Raw genomic sequence first — 17,379 nt, forward strand, 5'->3', positions numbered from 1 at the left:
TCGACCTTCAACCCACCTCCACAATCAACAAACAAAGAGGCCGCCGGATCGCTCCGGCGGCCTCTTTCATTTCGGGATCTTTCGACCGGCTTATTCGCCGGCCGGAACCGTTTCGGCTGCGATCTTCTGCAGCATCGGGGTCGCTTCGTCCGCGCCCGAACCCTTCTTGCGCTCTTCGAGGATGAGCTCGTCGCGCGAGGTGGCGATGCGGCGGATCTGCGTCATGGTACCACCGGTACCAGCCGGGATCAGACGGCCGACGATGACGTTTTCCTTCAGGCCCTGCAGACCATCGGTCTTGCCAGCGATCGCGGCTTCGGTGAGCACCTTCGTCGTTTCCTGGAAGGATGCAGCCGAGATGAAGGACGGCGTCTGCAGCGATGCCTTGGTGATACCGAGAAGAACCGGATCGCCAAAGGCAGGCTTCTTGCCTTCTTCGATGAGCGCGTCGTTGACGTTGTCGAGTTCGATACGGTCAACGTTGTCGCCGACGATGTAGGTCGAGTCACCGGCGTCGGTGATTTCAACCTTCTGGAGCATCTGACGGACAATCACTTCGATGTGCTTGTCGTTGATGACCACGCCCTGCAGACGGTAGACTTCCTGGATTTCGTTCACGAGGTAGGAAGCGAGTGCTTCCACGCCCTTGATTGCCAGGATGTCGTGCGGAGCCGGGTTACCGTCGAGGATGTAGTCACCCTTTTCGATATAGTCGCCATCCTGAAGATGGAAGGGCTTGCCCTTCGGGATCAGGTACTCGACCGGCTCGACACCGTCTTCCGACGGCTCGATGATGATGCGACGCTTGTTCTTGTAGTCGCGACCGAAGCGGATCGTGCCATCGATCTCGGCGATGACGGCATGGTCCTTCGGACGACGGGCTTCGAACAGTTCGGCAACGCGCGGCAGACCACCGGTGATGTCCTTGGTCTTGGCGCTTTCCATCGGGATACGGGCGAGAACGTCACCCTGGCTCACCTTGGAGCCCGGCTCAACGGAGAGGATCGCATCCACCGAGAGGAGGAAGCGGGCTTCACCGCCACGCGACAGCTTGGCAATCGCGCCGTTCTTGTCCTTGATGACGATGGCCGGCTTGAGGTCGATACCACGCGGGGTCGAACGCCAGTCGATAACCTGACGCTTGGTGATGCCGGTGGATTCGTCGGCGGACTCGAGAACCGAGATACCGTCAACGACGTCTTCGAACTCAACCGTGCCTTCGAGTTCCGTCAGCATCGGACGCGTATAGGCGTCCCATTCTGCCAGACGCTGGCCACGCTTGACCTTGTCATTGTCGTCCACGAGCAGCTTCGAACCGTAGGCGACGCGCTGCGAGGAGCGTTCGACGCCACGTTCGTCGAGGATCGTGACCGCCATGTTGCGGCCCATGGCAACCAGGTTGCCATCGGAGTTGCGCAGCACGTTGCGGTTCTTGAGCTGGACCGTACCTTCGTACGAGGCTTCAAGATACGAGCTGTCGACCACGGTCGCCGTACCACCAAGGTGGAAGGTACGCATGGTCAGCTGCGTGCCCGGTTCACCGATCGACTGAGCCGCGATAACGCCCACGGCTTCACCCATGTTGACGGGCGTGCCGCGTGCAAGGTCGCGACCATAGCAGACGCCGCAAACGCCGGTCTGGATTTCGCAGGTCAGTGCCGAGCGAATGCGAACCGACTGGATGCCGCACTTTTCGATCTCGATGACATCGGGCTCGAGGATCATCGTCCCGGCCTTGACGATGTTCTCGCCAGTGATCGGGTTGTCGATGTCGTCGAGAGCCGTACGGCCGAGGATACGTGCGCCGATGGAGGCCACGACCTGACCGGCGTCAACGATAGCCGTCATGGTGAGACCGGTTGTGGTGCCGCAATCGACATGCGTGACGATGCAGTCCTGGGCAACGTCAACGAGACGACGCGTCAGGTAACCGGAGTTGGCCGTCTTCAGGGCGGTGTCTGCGAGACCCTTACGGGCACCGTGGGTCGAGTTGAAGTACTCGTTAACGGTCAGACCTTCCTTGAAGTTCGAGATGATCGGCGTTTCGATGATCGAACCATCCGGACGTGCCATCAGGCCGCGCATGCCGCCGAGCTGACGCATCTGGTTCGGTGAACCGCGGGCACCCGAGTGGCTCATCATGTAGATCGAGTTCATCGGCTTCTGGCGGTTGGTCGCCGGGTCGAATTCGACGGCCTTAATGCGGGCCATCATCTCTTCGGCAACCTTTTCGGTCGCCTTGCCCCAGGCGTCGACGACCTTGTTGTACTTTTCGCCCTGTGTGATCAGACCGTCATTGTACTGCTGTTCGTATTCCTTCACCAGGCTTTCGGTGTCGTCCACGATCTTGGCCTTGGAAGCCGGGATGACCATGTCGTCCTTGCCGAAGGAAATGCCGGCGCGGCAGGCGTGTGCGAAGCCGAGCTGCATGATGCGGTCGCAGAAGATGACCGTGTCCTTCTGGCCGCAGTGACGGTAGACCGTGTCGATCATCTTGGAGATGTTCTTCTTGGTCATTTCCTGGTTGCAGATGTCGAACGGCACGTTGACGTTTTTGGGCAGCAGTTCGCCGATGATGAGACGACCGGGGGTCGTGTCATAGATCTTCGAAACCGGCTTGCCTTCGGCGTCAACCGTCTTGAACCGGCCCTTGATCTTGGCATGCAGCGTGACGACCTTGTTATCAAGGGCGTGATGCAGCTCGCCGAGGTCGGAGAAGGCCATGCCTTCGCCCGGCTCGTTCTGGTTCAGGATCGACAAGTAGTACAGGCCGAGAACCATGTCCTGCGACGGAACGATGATCGGTGCACCGTTTGCCGGGTGCAGGATGTTGTTCGTCGACATCATCAGCACGCGGGCTTCGAGCTGGGCTTCGAGCGACAGCGGCACGTGAACGGCCATCTGGTCACCGTCGAAGTCGGCGTTGAAGGCCGTGCAGACGAGCGGATGCAGCTGGATGGCCTTGCCTTCAACCAGGATCGGTTCGAAGGCCTGGATGCCCAGGCGGTGCAGCGTCGGTGCGCGGTTCAGGAGAACCGGATGCTCGCGGATGACCTCGTCGAGGATATCCCAGACTTCCGGCTTTTCCTTTTCAACCAGCTTCTTGGCCTGCTTGACGGTCGAGGAGTAACCCTTGGCGTCGAGGCGGGCATAGATGAAGGGCTTGAACAGTTCGAGCGCCATCTTCTTCGGAAGGCCGCACTGGTGCAGCTTCAGTTCCGGACCCGTCACGATGACCGAACGGCCGGAATAGTCGACGCGCTTGCCGAGCAGGTTCTGGCGGAAGCGGCCCTGCTTGCCCTTGAGCATGTCGGACAGCGACTTCAGCGGACGCTTGTTGGCGCCGGTGATGACGCGGCCACGGCGGCCGTTGTCGAAGAGCGCGTCCACAGATTCCTGCAGCATGCGCTTTTCGTTGCGGATGATGATGCCCGGAGCGCGCAGTTCGATCAGGCGCTTCAGACGGTTGTTACGGTTGATGACGCGGCGGTACAGATCGTTCAGGTCCGACGTCGCGAAACGGCCGCCATCGAGCGGAACCAGCGGGCGCAGGTCCGGCGGGATGACCGGGACGACCTTCATGATCATCCATTCCGGACGGTTGCCACTCTCCATGAAGTTCTCGACGATCTTCAGGCGCTTCATCAGCTTCTTCTGCTTGAGATCCGAGGTGGTCTCAGCAAGATCCGAACGCAGGTCGCCGGCGATCTTCTCCAGGTCCATCGTGGCCAGAAGGTCATAGATGGCTTCTGCGCCGATCATGGCGGTGAACTGGTCTTCGCCGAACTCGTCGACAGCGATCATGTACTCTTCTTCGGAGAGGAGCTGATGCTCCTTCAGCGAGGTGAGGCCCGGCTCGGTGACGATGTAGTTTTCGAAGTAGAGAACGCGCTCGACATCCTTCAGCGTCATGTCGAGCAGCGTGGAGATGCGGCTCGGCAGCGACTTCAGGAACCAGATATGGGCAACGGGAGCAGCGAGCTCGATATGGCCCATGCGCTCACGGCGAACGCGCGACAGCGTGACTTCAACGCCGCACTTTTCGCAGATGATGCCCTTGTACTTCATGCGCTTGTACTTGCCGCACAGGCATTCGTAGTCCTTGATGGGCCCGAAGATGCGCGCGCAGAAGAGACCGTCGCGTTCCGGCTTGAACGTGCGGTAGTTGATCGTTTCCGGCTTCTTGATCTCACCGTAGGACCAGGAAAGGATTTTTTCAGGCGACGCGATCGAAATCCGGATGGAATCGAACACCTGCGCAGGCGCCTGCGGATTGAAAAGATTCATGACCTCTTGGTTCATGCCTGTCTCCTTGTCGGGCCGTCTAGGCCCATTCGCAACCGCGACCGGTCAAATACCCGGGAACCGGTGGGTTGCTCTGTAAAACGTGATAGCCGCGAATTGCGGCAACAATCCCCTCGCCCGCCTCTCAAGGCCTGGTCCGGAGAACCACGCGCCGTTTCCGGCGCGTGGCCCACATTTTATTCCGCAGCGTCGGGAAGCTGGTCGGTGGCCGCGTTCGGATCGATCTTGGTGTTTTCCAATTCGACCGAAAGACCCAGCGAGCGCATTTCCTTGACGAGAACGTTGAACGATTCCGGAATACCGGCTTCGAACGTGTCGTCGCCACGGACAATGGCTTCGTAGACCTTGGTGCGGCCCGCCACGTCGTCCGACTTGACGGTGAGCATTTCCTGCAGCGTGTAGGCTGCGCCGTAAGCTTCGAGCGCCCAGACTTCCATTTCCCCGAAGCGCTGACCACCGAACTGCGCCTTGCCACCCAGCGGCTGCTGGGTCACGAGCGAGTAAGGACCGATCGAACGTGCGTGGATCTTGTCGTCGACAAGGTGGTTCAGCTTCAGCATGTAGATGTAGCCAACCGTGACCTGACGGTCGAACTGCTCGCCGGTACGACCGTCGTACAGTGTCGACTGACCCGTTTCCTTCAGGCCTGCCTGCTTCAGCATGACGTTGATGTCAGCTTCAACAGCACCGTCGAAGACCGGCGTCGCGATCGAAACGCCACGCTTGGTCTGTTCGGCCAGGCGAACGATCGAGTCGTCGTCATAGTCCTTGATCGGCTCGCCCTTCGGACCGGTGCCGATGACGCTGTCGATGGTGTCGCGAAGCGGCTGGATGTCTGCACCGGCCTTGTAGGCCTCCAGCATCGCGCCGATCTTCTTGCCCATGCCAGCGCAAGCCCAGCCAAGGTGCGTTTCAAGGATCTGACCGACGTTCATGCGCGAAGGCACGCCGAGCGGGTTCAGCACCACGTCGACATGGGTTCCGTCTTCCAGGAACGGCATGTCTTCGACAGGCAGGATGCGCGAAACCACACCCTTGTTGCCGTGACGGCCGGCCATCTTGTCGCCCGGCTGGATCTTGCGCTTCACAGCGACGAAGACCTTGACCATCTTCATGACGCCCGGGGGCATTTCGTCGCCGCGCTGGACCTTTTCGACCTTGTCCATGAAGCGCTGTTCAAGGCGCGACTTGGATTCGTCGTACTGGCCGCGGAGAGCTTCGATCTCGCCCTGGACCTTTTCGTCCTCGACGGCGAACATCCACCATTGCGAACGCGGATATTCCGAGATCGTCTGGTTGGAAAGCTCGGTGCCCTTCTTGAAGCCCTTCGGACCGGCAACGGCCGTGTGACCACGCAGCATGTCGATCAGGCGGCCGTAGACGTTACGGTCAAGGATTGCCTGTTCGTCGTCGCGGTCCTTGGCAAGACGCTCGATTTCCTCGCGCTCGATGGCCATCGCACGTTCGTCCTTTTCAACGCCGTGGCGGTTGAAAACGCGAACTTCAACGATCGTGCCGAACGTGCCCGGGGGCATGCGCATGGACGTGTCGCGAACGTCGGAAGCCTTTTCGCCGAAGATGGCGCGCAGAAGCTTTTCTTCCGGCGTCATCGGGCTTTCGCCCTTCGGGGTGATCTTGCCGACGAGGATGTCGCCCGGCTGAACTTCAGCGCCGATGTAGACGATGCCGGCTTCGTCGAGGTTCTTCAGAGCCTCTTCGGAGACGTTCGGAATATCACGCGTGATTTCTTCCGGACCGAGCTTGGTGTCGCGCGCCATCACTTCGAATTCTTCGATGTGGATGGAGGTGAACACGTCTTCGGCCACGATCCGCTCGGACAGCAGGATCGAGTCTTCGTAGTTGTAGCCGTTCCAGGGCATGAACGCGACGAGCGCGTTGCGGCCGAGCGCCAGATCGCCGAGATCGGTCGAAGGACCGTCAGCGATGATGTCGCCCTTGTTCAGAACGTCGCCGACGTTGACCAGCGGACGCTGGTTGACGCAGGTGTTCTGGTTCGAACGCTGGAACTTCTGCAGGCGATAGATATCGACGCCAGACTTCGACGGATCGAGGTCTTCGGTAGCGCGGATAACGATACGCGTTGCGTCAACCAAGTCGACCACGCCGCCACGACGGGCTGCAATGGCAGCACCGGAGTCGCGGGCAACGACCGGCTCCATGCCGGTTCCGACGAACGGCGCTTCAGCGCGCAGAAGCGGAACGGCCTGACGCTGCATGTTCGAGCCCATGAGAGCGCGGTTGGCGTCGTCGTTTTCGAGGAACGGGATCAGAGCCGCAGCGACGGAAACGAGCTGCTTCGGCGAAACGTCCATCAGGTTGATGGTGTCGCGCGGAGCCAGCATAACGTCACCGGCGTGACGGCAAACAACGAACTCTTCCGAGAACGCACCGTCTTCGTCGAGGATGGCGTTGGCCTGAGCGACGTAATACTTGGCCTCTTCCATGGCGGAGAGGTAGATCACGTCATTCGTCACCTTGCCGTCAACGATCTTGCGGTACGGGCTTTCGATGAAGCCGTACTTGTTGACGCGTGCGAAGGTAGCCAACGAGTTGATCAGACCGATGTTCGGGCCTTCCGGCGTTTCGATCGGGCAGATACGGCCGTAGTGCGTCGGATGAACGTCGCGGACTTCGAAGCCAGCGCGCTCGCGGGTCAGACCACCCGGGCCAAGAGCCGAAAGACGGCGCTTGTGGGTGATTTCCGAAAGCGGGTTCACCTGGTCCATGAACTGCGACAGCTGCGAGGAGCCGAAGAATTCGCGGACGGCAGCGGCTGCCGGCTTGGCGTTGATGAGGTCCTGCGGCATGACCGTGTCGATTTCGATCGAGGACATACGTTCCTTGATCGCACGCTCCATGCGGAGCAGGCCGAGACGGTACTGGTTTTCCATCAGTTCGCCGACGGAGCGGACACGACGGTTGCCGAGGTTGTCGATGTCGTCGATTTCGCCGCGACCGTCGCGGAGTTCAACGAGCATCTTGACGACGGCAACGATGTCTTCCTTGCGCAGAACGCGAACCGTGTCGGCGACGTCGAGGTCGAGACGCATGTTCATCTTGACGCGACCAACGGCCGAAAGGTCGTAGCGCTCGGCATCGAAGAACAGCGACTGGAACATGGCCTCGGCCGATTCCATGGTCGGCGGCTCGCCCGGACGCATGACGCGGTAGATGTCGAACAGCGCATCCTGGCGCGACTCGTTCTTGTCGGCAGCCAGCGTGTTGCGGATGTAAGCGCCCACGTTGATGTGGTCGATGTCGAGGATCGGCAGTTCTTCGAAACCGGAATCCAGCACGACGCGCAGCGTCTTCTCGTCCAGCTCATCGCCGGCTTCGAGGAAGATTTCACCCGTCTGCATGTTGACCAGGTCTTCGGCAAGATATGCGCCGTAGAGATCTTCGTCGGATGCCTTCAGGGCCTTGAGGCCCTTGTCGGACAGCTGGCGAAGCAGACGCGGGGTCAGCTTCTTGCCGGCTTCGACAACGACTTCGCCGGTGTCGGCGTCGATCATGTCGGCCGTAACCTTGGCACCCTTGAGCGCGTCCGGCTGGAACGGGATGCGCCAGCCCTTGCCGTCACGCTGATACTGGACCTTGTTGTAGAAGGTCGACAGGATTTCTTCGCCATCCATGCCAAGCGCCATGAGGAGCGAGGAAACGGGCAGCTTGCGGCGGCGGTCGATACGCGCATGGACGATGTCCTTGGCGTCGAATTCGATGTCGAGCCAGGAACCGCGATACGGGATCACGCGGGCAGCAAACAGAAGCTTGCCGGACGAGTGCGACTTGCCCTTGTCGTGGTCGAAGAAGACGCCCGGCGAACGGTGCATCTGCGAAACGATGACGCGCTCGGTGCCGTTGACGATGAAGGTCGCGTTGTCGGTCATGAGCGGCATGTCGCCCATGTAGACGTTCTGTTCCTTGATGTCCTTGATGGACTTCGCGCCCGTGTCCTCGTCAATATCGAACACGATGAGGCGCAGCGTCACCTTGAGCGGCGCTGCGTAGGTCAGGTCGCGCTGACGGCATTCATCGACGTCGAACTTCGGCGGCTCGAATTCGTAGGATACGAATTCCAGCATGGAAGCGCCGGAGAAGTCGGTGATGGGGAAAACGGACTTGAAAACGGACTGAAGCCCCTCGTCCGGGCGGCCGCCCGCGGGTTCTTCAACCATCAGAAACTGGTCGTAGGATGCCTTCTGAACCTCGATGAGGTTCGGCATTTCTGCGACTTCGGGGATTTTACCAAAAAACTTGCGTACGCGCCTACGACCATTGAACGAAAGGGTCTGAGCCATCGTCGCTCCTTCAAATCTATGCATCCGGGCCTGCAACGGACGGAAAACACTGGCCAGGTGGCTCCGTCGATATAGGTTCGATCAAACTCGTTCGAAGAGACAAGCCATCTGGCCGGATTGCCGGATGCTTGGCCTTCGAACCATCCTCTTGAAGAACCCATTACCCAAAAGCCCGGCGGGGCTTTTGGGTAAAAAGTTCCAGATCGGAAACGTTCGGGGAAAGGCGGATAAACCGCCCTTCCCCGAAGCGCATATTACTTGACGTCGACCTTAGCGCCGGCTTCTTCAAGCTTCTTCTTGAGGTCAGCAGCTTCGCCCTTGGAGATAGCTTCCTTGACAGCCTTCGGAGCGCCTTCGACGAGGTCCTTGGCTTCCTTGAGGCCGAGACCGGTGATGGCGCGGACTTCCTTGATGACGTTGATCTTGTTTGCACCAGCGTCGACGAGGATGACGTCGAATTCAGTCTTTTCTTCTTCTGCAGGAGCAGCAGCTGCACCACCGGCAACGGCAGCAACAGCTACCGGAGCAGCGGCGGAAACGCCCCACTTTTCTTCGAGCAGCTTGGAAAGCTCAGCAGCTTCCAGAACTGTGAGAGCCGAGAGGTCTTCTACGATCTTAGCGAGATCAGCCATTTTCTTAGTTCCTTAGTGTTCGGTTCGAACTGTTTGGTTAAATGCAGCAAAAAACCGCCTTATGCGGCTTCGTCCTTCTTGGCATACGCAGCAAACACGCGAGCAAGCTGGCTGGCCGGAGCCTGAACCACACCTGCGATGCGCGTAGCGGGCGTCTGGATCATGCCCAGGAGCTTTGCACGCAGCTCGTCGAGAGACGGGAGTGTCGCAAGCGACTTCACACCGTTCGCGTCGAGCGCGGTCGAGCCCATGGAACCACCGAGAATAACGAGCTTGTCGTTGGTCTTGGCGTAGTCCATGACTACCTTCGGAGCCGTGATCGGATCAGCGGCATACGCGATCAGCGTCTGCCCCTTGAAAAGATCCGTCATCGTTTCCGCATGCGTACCCTGAAGAGCGATCTTGGCCAGGCGGTTCTTCGCGACTTTGACGGTGCCGCCAGCTGCGCGCATCTTCGAACGGAAGTCGTTCATTTGCGCAACGGTGACGCCGGCGTAGTGGGCCACGACAACCGAGCCCGAAGCCTTGAAGACTTCGTTCAGTTCCGTGACGAATTCGCGTTTTTCCGCTCTTTCCACTGCCTATCTCCAGTTGGCCGTTCCCGAAACCCGGGTTACGGCCGGTTACCTTTTGCCGCTCAAGGATCGGAGTGACCCATGAGCAACGCTCGAGGATCCTGTCCCCTCGCGCCCGGAAAACCGGAACACAAGGCAACCGAGGTTCGAACCGGACAATGCCGCCATCCAGCGGGAAAATCCGTTCTTACCCGTCTCATGCAGGCCACTTGATTAAGGTCGCCCACCTGCAATCTCGGACAGGAATTCCGGGTTTGACCCCGGAAATTCCGGCCCCTCAGTGAGGCCGGAAACTTTTCAAAGCCTTCTTTCCAGAAAGCTCAAACTTTAAAATCAGGCCGTAACGGTCGAGATTTCGACCTTCACGCCCGGGCCCATCGTCGAGGAGATCGCGACCTTCTTGACGTAGTTGCCCTTGGCGCCAGCCGGCTTCGCCTTGATGACGGCGTCGGCGAATGCCTTGATGTTTTCTTCCAGCGCCTTGGCGTCGAAGGATGCCTTGCCAACGCCAGCGTGGATGATACCGGCCTTTTCAACGCGGAATTCAACTGCGCCGCCCTTGGAGGCTTCAACAGCAGACTTCACGTCCATGGTCACGGTGCCAACCTTCGGGTTCGGCATCATGCCGCGCGGGCCGAGAACCTTACCGAGACGACCGACGAGCGGCATCATGTCCGGGGTCGCGATGCAGCGATCGAAGTCGATCTTGCCGCCCTGGACGATTTCAACGAGGTCTTCAGCGCCGACGATGTCAGCGCCTGCAGCCTTGGCTTCGTCAGCCTTGGCGCCACGTGCAAAAACAGCAACGCGAACCGTACGGCCCGTGCCGTTCGGCAGGTTGACAACGCCGCGGACCATCTGGTCGGCGTGGCGCGGGTCAACGCCGAGGTTCATCGCGATTTCAACGGTTTCGTCGAACTTGGCGACAGCGCGTTCCTTGACCATCGAAATGGCTTCGGACAGGCCGTACATCTTGTTCGGGTCAACACCTTCGCGGGTCTTCTGAATGCGCTTTGCGAGCTTAGCCATATCGATCAACCCTCTACCTGGAGGCCCATCGAACGGGCAGAGCCCTCGACCATGGCCATCGCGCCTTCGATATCGGCGGCGTTGAGATCCTTCATCTTGGCTTCAGCGATCGTGCGGATCTTGTCGCGCGAGATCGAACCAGCAGAAGCCTTGCCCGGGGTCTTGGAACCCGACTTGATCTTCGCTTCCTTCTTGAGGAAGTAGGAGACCGGGGGCTGCTTCATCGCAAACGTGAAGGACTTGTCCTGGTAATAGGTGATGACGACCGGGATCGGCATGCCCTTTTCCATTTCCTGCGTAGCGGCATTGAACGCCTTGCAGAATTCCATGATGTTTACGCCACGCTGACCGAGTGCCGGACCGATCGGCGGGGACGGATTTGCCGAACCTGCCGGGACCTGCAGCTTGATCTGGCCTGCAACTTTCTTAGCCATTTCTCTGCCTTTCCAAATGCGCCTTTTGGGGCGCGCTATGCCGGCAATGCCGGCGGCTGCGGTTGCGTGGTGCGGCGATTAACGGGACCGGCTAAAGCCCCTCGCCTTCCACGCGCTGAATGAACGGACGAAACCGTCCGCCCAAAACCTTAAAGCTTCTCGACCTGGCCGTATTCCAGCTCGACCGGCGTTGCGCGGCCGAAGATCGAGACTTCGACCTTGAGGCGCGAACGCTCTTCATCGACATCCTGAACCGTACCGTTGAACGATGCGAACGGACCGTCGGAAACGCGAACCTGCTCGCCGATCTCGAACGAGACAGACGGCTTCGGACGCTCGACGCCGTCCTGCACCTGATTGAGGATGCGGTCGGCTTCGCTATCCGGGATCGGAACCGGCTTGGAGTCGGAACCCAGGAAACCGGTGACCTTCGGCGTGTTCTTGATCAGGTGAAACGCCTCATCCGTGAGGTTGGCGCGCACCAGAACGTAACCGGGGAAGAACTTGCGCTCGCTGTCGACCTTGCGGCCGCGGCGCACTTCAACAACCTTCTCGGTCGGAACGAGGATCTTTTCGAACAGATGGCTCAAGCCCTTCTGGCGAGCCTTGTTCTCGATATCCTCGGCGACCTTCTTTTCGAAATTCGAATAAGCGTGGACAATATACCAGCGCGCAGCCATCTTCATATCCGCCTTATTACTTGCCAACATTCAGCACGAGGCCGACGAGCAGGCCGAAGAGCTGGTCTGCGCCAAAGAAGAACGCAGCCGCGAAGAAAGCCATGGCAAACACCATCAGCGTCGAGATCACCGTCTCGCGCTGGCTGGGCCACGTTACTTTGAGCGTTTCAGCGCGAACCTGCTGCAGAAACGTGAAAGGGTTCATCTTCGATGCCATTGATGCCTACGCCATTAAGGCGCGTAAAGCTGTTCGTCCAGCCCGACGCGCCGCGTGTCTGTTTTACCGCTACATAAACGGCGAATCTCTCGAATACAAGAGCAATACGACATTTGTTTTGCGGTTTTGCTCGGGGTGGCCGTTTTCACTTTGCTTTGCAAATGGCAGGGGCAGTAGGGCTCGAACCTACGACCTGCGGTTTTGGAGACCGCCGCTCTACCAACTGAGCTATACCCCTACAAAGGCTGCAAGGAACGCAAGCCGCATCCCGAACGAGGGCGTACATATTCAAGTTGCTCGCGAATGACAAGCGTCTTTCGGCACTTGTGCAGATTTTCTTGCCCCTCCCCGATCACAGCCCGGCTTTGCCAAATGTCGCCGGACGGTGATACACTCGACGGCTCATGATGTGAGTTGGTGCTGTCGAGTTGAAACCGGGGAGGAAGACCATGGTTCAGTTTCGCGACCAGATGATTGCGCAATCGCGCTTCGACGATGTCGATCTGGAAAGTTCCGAGTTCTACAATGTCAATCTCGACAAGGCCTCGGTGGTCAATGCCAGCGCCTGCGATGCGGCGTTTACCGATGTGATGATGTCGAATGCGACATTCGGCCATGTCTGCCTGACCGCGGCGACGCTCCGCGATGTCGATCTGTCGGCGTCACGGCTCGAGAATGTGAACCTCTCGAACGTCGACATCCGCTCCGCCAAGATCGAGGGACTGAGGATCAACGGTCATTTGATCAGCGACCTCATCGCACTGAAGGACAAGGCCGGCGACACCGCCTGGATCACCACTTGACCGAATAGTCGAATCGCAGGCTGGCCGTCGGCTGCCGGTCGGTCTCGGTGAGGCTCGCCGTCACCGTTGCCCGGCGGGTGAGCTTCTTCTCGATGGAGATCGCCTTGGTGAAGGTGCGCGCACCACTATCGGCAACGCCCGTCGTCGCGAAGGCGGCGCCGAGATCCGGAAACTCCAGGCGGAATGTCTGGGAGGCCGCAATCCCGGCCTTCCCTTCCGCTCCGGCGCTCAGCGCAACGGTCCGGCGGCTGACAACGTCCATGGCTGCCGTCTCGATCCAGCTGCGTTTCTCGGACAGGAGGAAGCGGGCCCGTCCGGCATTGGCGTCATAGTCCATGGCTGCCTGCGTGGTGCGCAGCGATGCGGGAGACCTGGAGCTGTGCAACAGGATCGATCCCCAGATGGAAAGCGGGACAGACGAAATTGCCCCGGCATCATCCGCCAGAACCTCGGTCGTCACGCCCGCGGTCGGCTCCATGGTGCTGGAGCCCTGCAAACCGGTCCGCAGCTTCAGACCGTTGTCGCCGATGCGCGACACGTCCCAGATGAGCGGGCGATTGTCGGCATGCGCTTCGCAGGCACTGAATGCGACGAGTGCGAGCGCCGCAACGAGATATTTGTTCCGCATGAAGCCGGTTTCCTGCCTTCAGGTTTTCGGCGGCCTCCTCAGATCGGAGACCGCGCGTTGTCCTCCCCGGTTCGGCAGGAAGTGTAGACCGAGAAGCGGTTAACAAACAGCAAATTTGCTGCAATGCGGGATATTCTATCCACACGTTGCAGCGATGCCACCCTGCGCCTCAGACGTATTTGCGCCAGTTATGCTCTTCCCTGAAGCCCAGGACTCCGCGGATTTTCCGGTTCGAAATCATCGCTTCGTCACCCACCGGCTGCCATTTGAGCGGAACATTGGGGAAGAAGCGCTGCGCCAGTTCGGCTGTGGACAAGTCGGTCGTCACCGTGTCGTTCGTCGCATTGAAGACCTGGTAGCCGAGGCCATCCTTCTCGATGCACAGATGCACGATCTGGCCGAGGTCGCGCGCGTCGATATAGCTCCATGCATTGCGCAGGCGGGTTTCCGGGTGGGCGACAAAGCCGGGGAAGCGCGAATATTCGTTCGGCTCGATGACGTTGCCGATGCGCAGCGCATAAATGTCGGCGCCCGTCCGCTCCGAAAAGGCGCGCGCGGTCTTTTCGTTGATCACCTTGGAGAGGCCGTAGCTGTCCATCGGGTTGACGTCGTAGTCCTCGTCGAAGGGAAGATAGTGCGGATCGCGGTCACCCTCGGCAAAGCAGATGCCATAGGTCGTCTCGCTGGAGGCGATGATCACCTTGCGGATGCCGAGCTTCACCGAGGCTTCGATGACGTTGTAGGTGCCCATGACATTGACGCGATAGGTTTCGTTATCGGGAAGGATGAGGATGCGCGGCACCGCGGCGAAATGCACGACGGCGTCGAAGGGCTGCACGCCCCTGCCCGATTCGAGATCCGGAAAGTCGCGATGCATGGTGAGCGCATTGAAGACTTCGCCGAGGTCGGTGATGTCGACCGTCAGATTGGTGACGCCGGGGACATTAAGCGGAACGAGGTCGATGTTGTGGACTTCATAGCCCTTGGCGATGAGCCACGGGATGACGTGACGACCAGCCTTGCCGGAACCGCCCGTGAAAAGAATACGCTTTTTCATCGTGTTACCTCCTCGATACCGATGCAGCGAATGTCAGGAATGCTGACTCGCCGGCGCAGAGACTAACCATCGCAAAAATGTTCTCAAGGGCGTCAGACGAGAAACCGTCCACCCCTCTCCCCCAGGCATGGAAATTACGATAGCGTCTTCCAACGAATGACATTCACGAGGGGACATTTCATGTTTGGGAAACGTTCAATGGGTGCGGCCCTGCTGCTGCCGTTGCTGATCGGCGTCACGCCCGCAAAGGCGGATGAACTGGTCGATGAATATAACGCCTATATCGGGCAGGAAGATCTTTACAATTCCAATGGCGAGCGCCTGCGCGAGCCCTGGCAGATCATCCGTCAGGATCGGGCGAACTACTACAAGTTCGGCGTCCGCCAGCGTGGCGACGAGCCGGACTCGTTCTTCGCCTCCGTCGACAACCGCGCCAAGGCCGAACGCATGATCCGCGACGGAACGATCACCCGCGATGCGCGCCGCCTGCTCCTTCAGGGCGACTGCATGATCAACGTGAAGGTCTATCACGACCGCAGCGGCGACTATCTGGAAATCACGGTGGACTGAGGTCTATTCCTCGGTTGCAGGCGGCTCGGGCTTGTCCAGCCCGAGCGCGCATTCCCGGTTTGCCCCTGTGCCGGGCGCGTTTTCAAACGTGCAGAAGGTCTCCGGCGGATTGCCGCAGACCTTGGACAATTGCTTGAAGCCCACACATCTGCCGTCCGGCCCGCGATAGCCGGGACCGCCCTTGCAGCCGCATCCCTTGCAGGCGGGGCGATCGGGGCAGCGCGCCAACGCGACAGTTGGCACAGTGACAGCCGGCAACACGGCAAGCGTGAAAAGAAATGCGGTTCTGACGAGAAAAAACATCTTGAAGCTGTTTCTAACTTTCACGCCTTAAGTACGCAATCACTAAAACAAAAAGCCCCGCTGTCTCCAGCGGGGCTTTTCAGTTTCCCTTTCGGGAAATCTAATTATTCGACGATCGAGGCAACGATGCCGGCGCCGCGTGCAAATCGCGCTTGCGCGCCATTTGCACATCTTTGGTCGCCGTCGGCAGCTTTCGCCACCGTCTTCGCTCGTCGATTACTCGACGATCGAGGCAACGATGCCGGCGCCGACGGTACGGCCGCCTTCGCGGATAGCGAAGCGCAGCTTTTCTTCCATCGCGATCGGAACGATCAGCTCGACGTCAACCGTGACGTTGTCGCCCGGCATAACCATTTCCGTGCCTTCCGGAAGCGTTACGATGCCCGTAACGTCCGTCGTGCGGAAGTAGAACTGCGGACGGTAGTTCGTGAAGAACGGCGTATGACGGCCGCCTTCTTCCTTCGTCAGGATGTAGGCTTCTGCCTTGAACTTCTTGTGCGGCTTGACCGAACCCGGCTTGCAAAGGATCTGGCCACGCTCAACGCCATCACGGTTCACACCGCGGATCAGGGCGCCGATGTTGTCGCCGGCCTGGCCCTGGTCGAGAAGCTTGCGGAACATTTCAACGCCCGTCACCGTCGTCTTCGACGTGGCGCGGATGCCGACGATTTCAACTTCTTCACCAACCTTGACGATACCGCGCTCAACGCGACCCGTCACAACCGTACCACGGCCAGAGATCGAGAACACGTCTTCGATCGGCATCAAGAAGGGCTGGTCGATCGGACGCTCAGGCGTCGGGATGTAGGCGTCAACCTGAGCCATCAGCTCGCGGATGGCGTCTTCGCCGATCGTCTTGTTGCTGTCTTCGAGAGCTGCAAGAGCCGAGCCCTTGACGATCGGGATATCGTCGCCCGGGAAGTCGTAGGACGAAAGCAGTTCGCGAACTTCGAGTTCGACGAGTTCCAGCAGTTCTGCGTCGTCAACCTGGTCAACCTTGTTGAGGAAGACAACGATGGCCGGAACGCCAACCTGGCGAGCGAGCAGGATGTGTTCGCGCGTCTGCGGCATCGGGCCGTCAGCAGCCGAGCAAACCAGGATCGCGCCGTCCATCTGGGCAGCACCCGTGATCATGTTCTTGACGTAGTCGGCGTGGCCGGGGCAGTCAACGTGAGCGTAGTGGCGCGCTGCCGTCTCATACTCAACGTGTGCCGTCGAGATCGTGATGCCGCGGGCCTTTTCTTCCGGAGCGGCGTCGATCTGGTCGTACGCCTTGAACTCGCCGAAATACTTCGTGATCGCAGCCGTCAGGGACGTCTTGCCATGGTCAACGTGACCGATCGTGCCAATGTTGACGTGCGGCTTGTTGCGCTCGAATTTACCTTTTGCCATGTGAACATGTCCTCATGTGAAAATTTGGGCGGACCGGCAGGACCGGTTTGGACGTGGCGTTTAAGGCTTTCCGCGCCATTGCGCAAGCCTTTAATTGCTGGACGTCCGGGAGATTTGGCGCGCGCGCCGGCGCTTCGAAAGAGGCTCAACTGACGTAAGGCAAGAGCCGAGCCGCGCGGACTTGAAGCAGCAGACGTAACAAATTCTAATCGGGGAGAAAAATTGGAGCGGGTAGCGGGAATCGAACCCGCGTATTCAGCTTGGAAGGCTGCTGCTCTACCATTGAGCTATACCCGCGGGAAGCGAAGTTGGTGGAAGGGGTTGGATTCGAACCAACGTAGGCTTAGCCAACGGATTTACAGTCCGTCCCCTTTAGCCACTCGGGCACCCTTCCATCCGGCGTTCGTGCAAGCTTGCGCTTGTCCGTCGCTTCGA

The 17,379-nt window shown here is 59.5% G+C and carries 14 protein-coding genes and 3 tRNA genes; 2 read left to right on the forward strand and 15 right to left on the reverse strand.

Annotated features, from left to right (window positions below):
- Window positions 1-90: 90 nt before the first annotated feature.
- The 9 genes from rpoC to LQK84_RS02130 form a co-directional block, all read right to left on the reverse strand.
- Window positions 91-4,302, reverse strand: coding sequence for a DNA-directed RNA polymerase subunit beta' (gene rpoC / locus LQK84_RS02090; RefSeq protein ID WP_230826927.1), 4,212 nt, complete (start codon window positions 4,300-4,302; stop codon window positions 91-93).
- Window positions 4,303-4,481: 179 nt separating this feature from the next.
- Complete coding sequence (gene rpoB, locus LQK84_RS02095) at window positions 4,482-8,624, reverse strand: DNA-directed RNA polymerase subunit beta (protein ID WP_230826928.1); 4,143 nt, start codon at window positions 8,622-8,624, stop codon at window positions 4,482-4,484.
- Between the two features lie 254 nt (window positions 8,625-8,878).
- Window positions 8,879-9,256 carry a 50S ribosomal protein L7/L12 gene (rplL, locus tag LQK84_RS02100; RefSeq protein ID WP_230826929.1) on the reverse strand — a complete coding sequence of 126 codons (378 nt, stop codon included), beginning with the start codon at window positions 9,254-9,256 and terminating at the stop codon, window positions 8,879-8,881.
- Window positions 9,257-9,315: 59 nt separating this feature from the next.
- A complete protein-coding gene (gene rplJ / locus LQK84_RS02105) occupies window positions 9,316-9,834 on the reverse strand; it encodes a 50S ribosomal protein L10 (RefSeq protein ID WP_230826930.1) in 519 nt (172 codons plus the stop codon).
- A gap of 330 nt (window positions 9,835-10,164) precedes the next feature.
- A complete protein-coding gene (rplA, locus tag LQK84_RS02110; RefSeq protein WP_230826931.1) occupies window positions 10,165-10,860 on the reverse strand; it encodes a 50S ribosomal protein L1 in 696 nt (231 codons plus the stop codon).
- A 5-nt stretch (window positions 10,861-10,865) separates the two neighbouring features.
- The gene (gene rplK, locus LQK84_RS02115) at window positions 10,866-11,294 is read right to left on the reverse strand and encodes a 50S ribosomal protein L11 (RefSeq protein ID WP_230826932.1); all 429 of its coding nucleotides are present in this window, start codon (window positions 11,292-11,294) and stop codon (window positions 10,866-10,868) included.
- Between the two features lie 149 nt (window positions 11,295-11,443).
- Window positions 11,444-11,974: a transcription termination/antitermination protein NusG gene (nusG, locus tag LQK84_RS02120; protein ID WP_230826933.1), complete on the reverse strand. Its 531-nt coding sequence runs from the start codon at window positions 11,972-11,974 to the stop codon at window positions 11,444-11,446.
- A 16-nt stretch (window positions 11,975-11,990) separates the two neighbouring features.
- The gene (gene secE, locus LQK84_RS02125; protein ID WP_230826934.1) at window positions 11,991-12,191 is read right to left on the reverse strand and encodes a preprotein translocase subunit SecE; all 201 of its coding nucleotides are present in this window, start codon (window positions 12,189-12,191) and stop codon (window positions 11,991-11,993) included.
- Window positions 12,192-12,353: 162 nt separating this feature from the next.
- Window positions 12,354-12,429, reverse strand: a tRNA-Trp gene (locus LQK84_RS02130).
- Between the two features lie 211 nt (window positions 12,430-12,640).
- Between LQK84_RS02130 and LQK84_RS02135 the strand changes: the two genes are divergently transcribed.
- Window positions 12,641-12,994 (forward strand): pentapeptide repeat-containing protein, encoded by a 354-nt coding sequence (locus tag LQK84_RS02135; RefSeq protein WP_230826935.1) that lies wholly within the window; start codon window positions 12,641-12,643, stop codon window positions 12,992-12,994.
- On the opposite strand, the gene LQK84_RS02140 is transcribed toward LQK84_RS02135, so the two are convergent.
- Window positions 12,984-13,622 (reverse strand): hypothetical protein, encoded by a 639-nt coding sequence (locus LQK84_RS02140; RefSeq protein ID WP_230826936.1) that lies wholly within the window; start codon window positions 13,620-13,622, stop codon window positions 12,984-12,986. The two genes, LQK84_RS02135 and LQK84_RS02140, sit on opposite strands and share 11 nt — an antisense overlap.
- A 169-nt stretch (window positions 13,623-13,791) precedes the next feature.
- Complete coding sequence (locus tag LQK84_RS02145; protein ID WP_230826937.1) at window positions 13,792-14,679, reverse strand: NAD-dependent epimerase/dehydratase family protein; 888 nt, start codon at window positions 14,677-14,679, stop codon at window positions 13,792-13,794.
- 198 nt (window positions 14,680-14,877) lie between these two features.
- Between LQK84_RS02145 and LQK84_RS02150 the strand changes: the two genes are divergently transcribed.
- Window positions 14,878-15,249 (forward strand): hypothetical protein, encoded by a 372-nt coding sequence (locus LQK84_RS02150; RefSeq protein ID WP_230826938.1) that lies wholly within the window; start codon window positions 14,878-14,880, stop codon window positions 15,247-15,249.
- A 3-nt stretch (window positions 15,250-15,252) separates the two neighbouring features.
- Here LQK84_RS02150 and LQK84_RS02155 read toward each other — a convergent pair whose 3' ends face one another.
- From LQK84_RS02155 to LQK84_RS02170, 4 genes are all read right to left on the reverse strand, one after another.
- Entirely contained in the window at window positions 15,253-15,552 is a 300-nt protein-coding gene (locus LQK84_RS02155) for a hypothetical protein (protein ID WP_230826939.1), read from the reverse strand.
- Between the two features lie 216 nt (window positions 15,553-15,768).
- Complete coding sequence (gene tuf, locus LQK84_RS02160; RefSeq protein WP_230826922.1) at window positions 15,769-16,944, reverse strand: elongation factor Tu; 1,176 nt, start codon at window positions 16,942-16,944, stop codon at window positions 15,769-15,771.
- A 223-nt stretch (window positions 16,945-17,167) separates the two neighbouring features.
- Window positions 17,168-17,241: transfer RNA gene (locus tag LQK84_RS02165), tRNA-Gly, on the reverse strand.
- 12 nt (window positions 17,242-17,253) lie between these two features.
- A tRNA-Tyr gene (locus LQK84_RS02170) sits at window positions 17,254-17,338 on the reverse strand.
- Between the last annotated feature and the right edge of the window lie 41 nt (window positions 17,339-17,379).

This window comes from Rhizobium sp. C4, from assembly GCF_021026315.1.
Lineage (GTDB): Bacteria > Pseudomonadota > Alphaproteobacteria > Rhizobiales > Rhizobiaceae > Ensifer_A.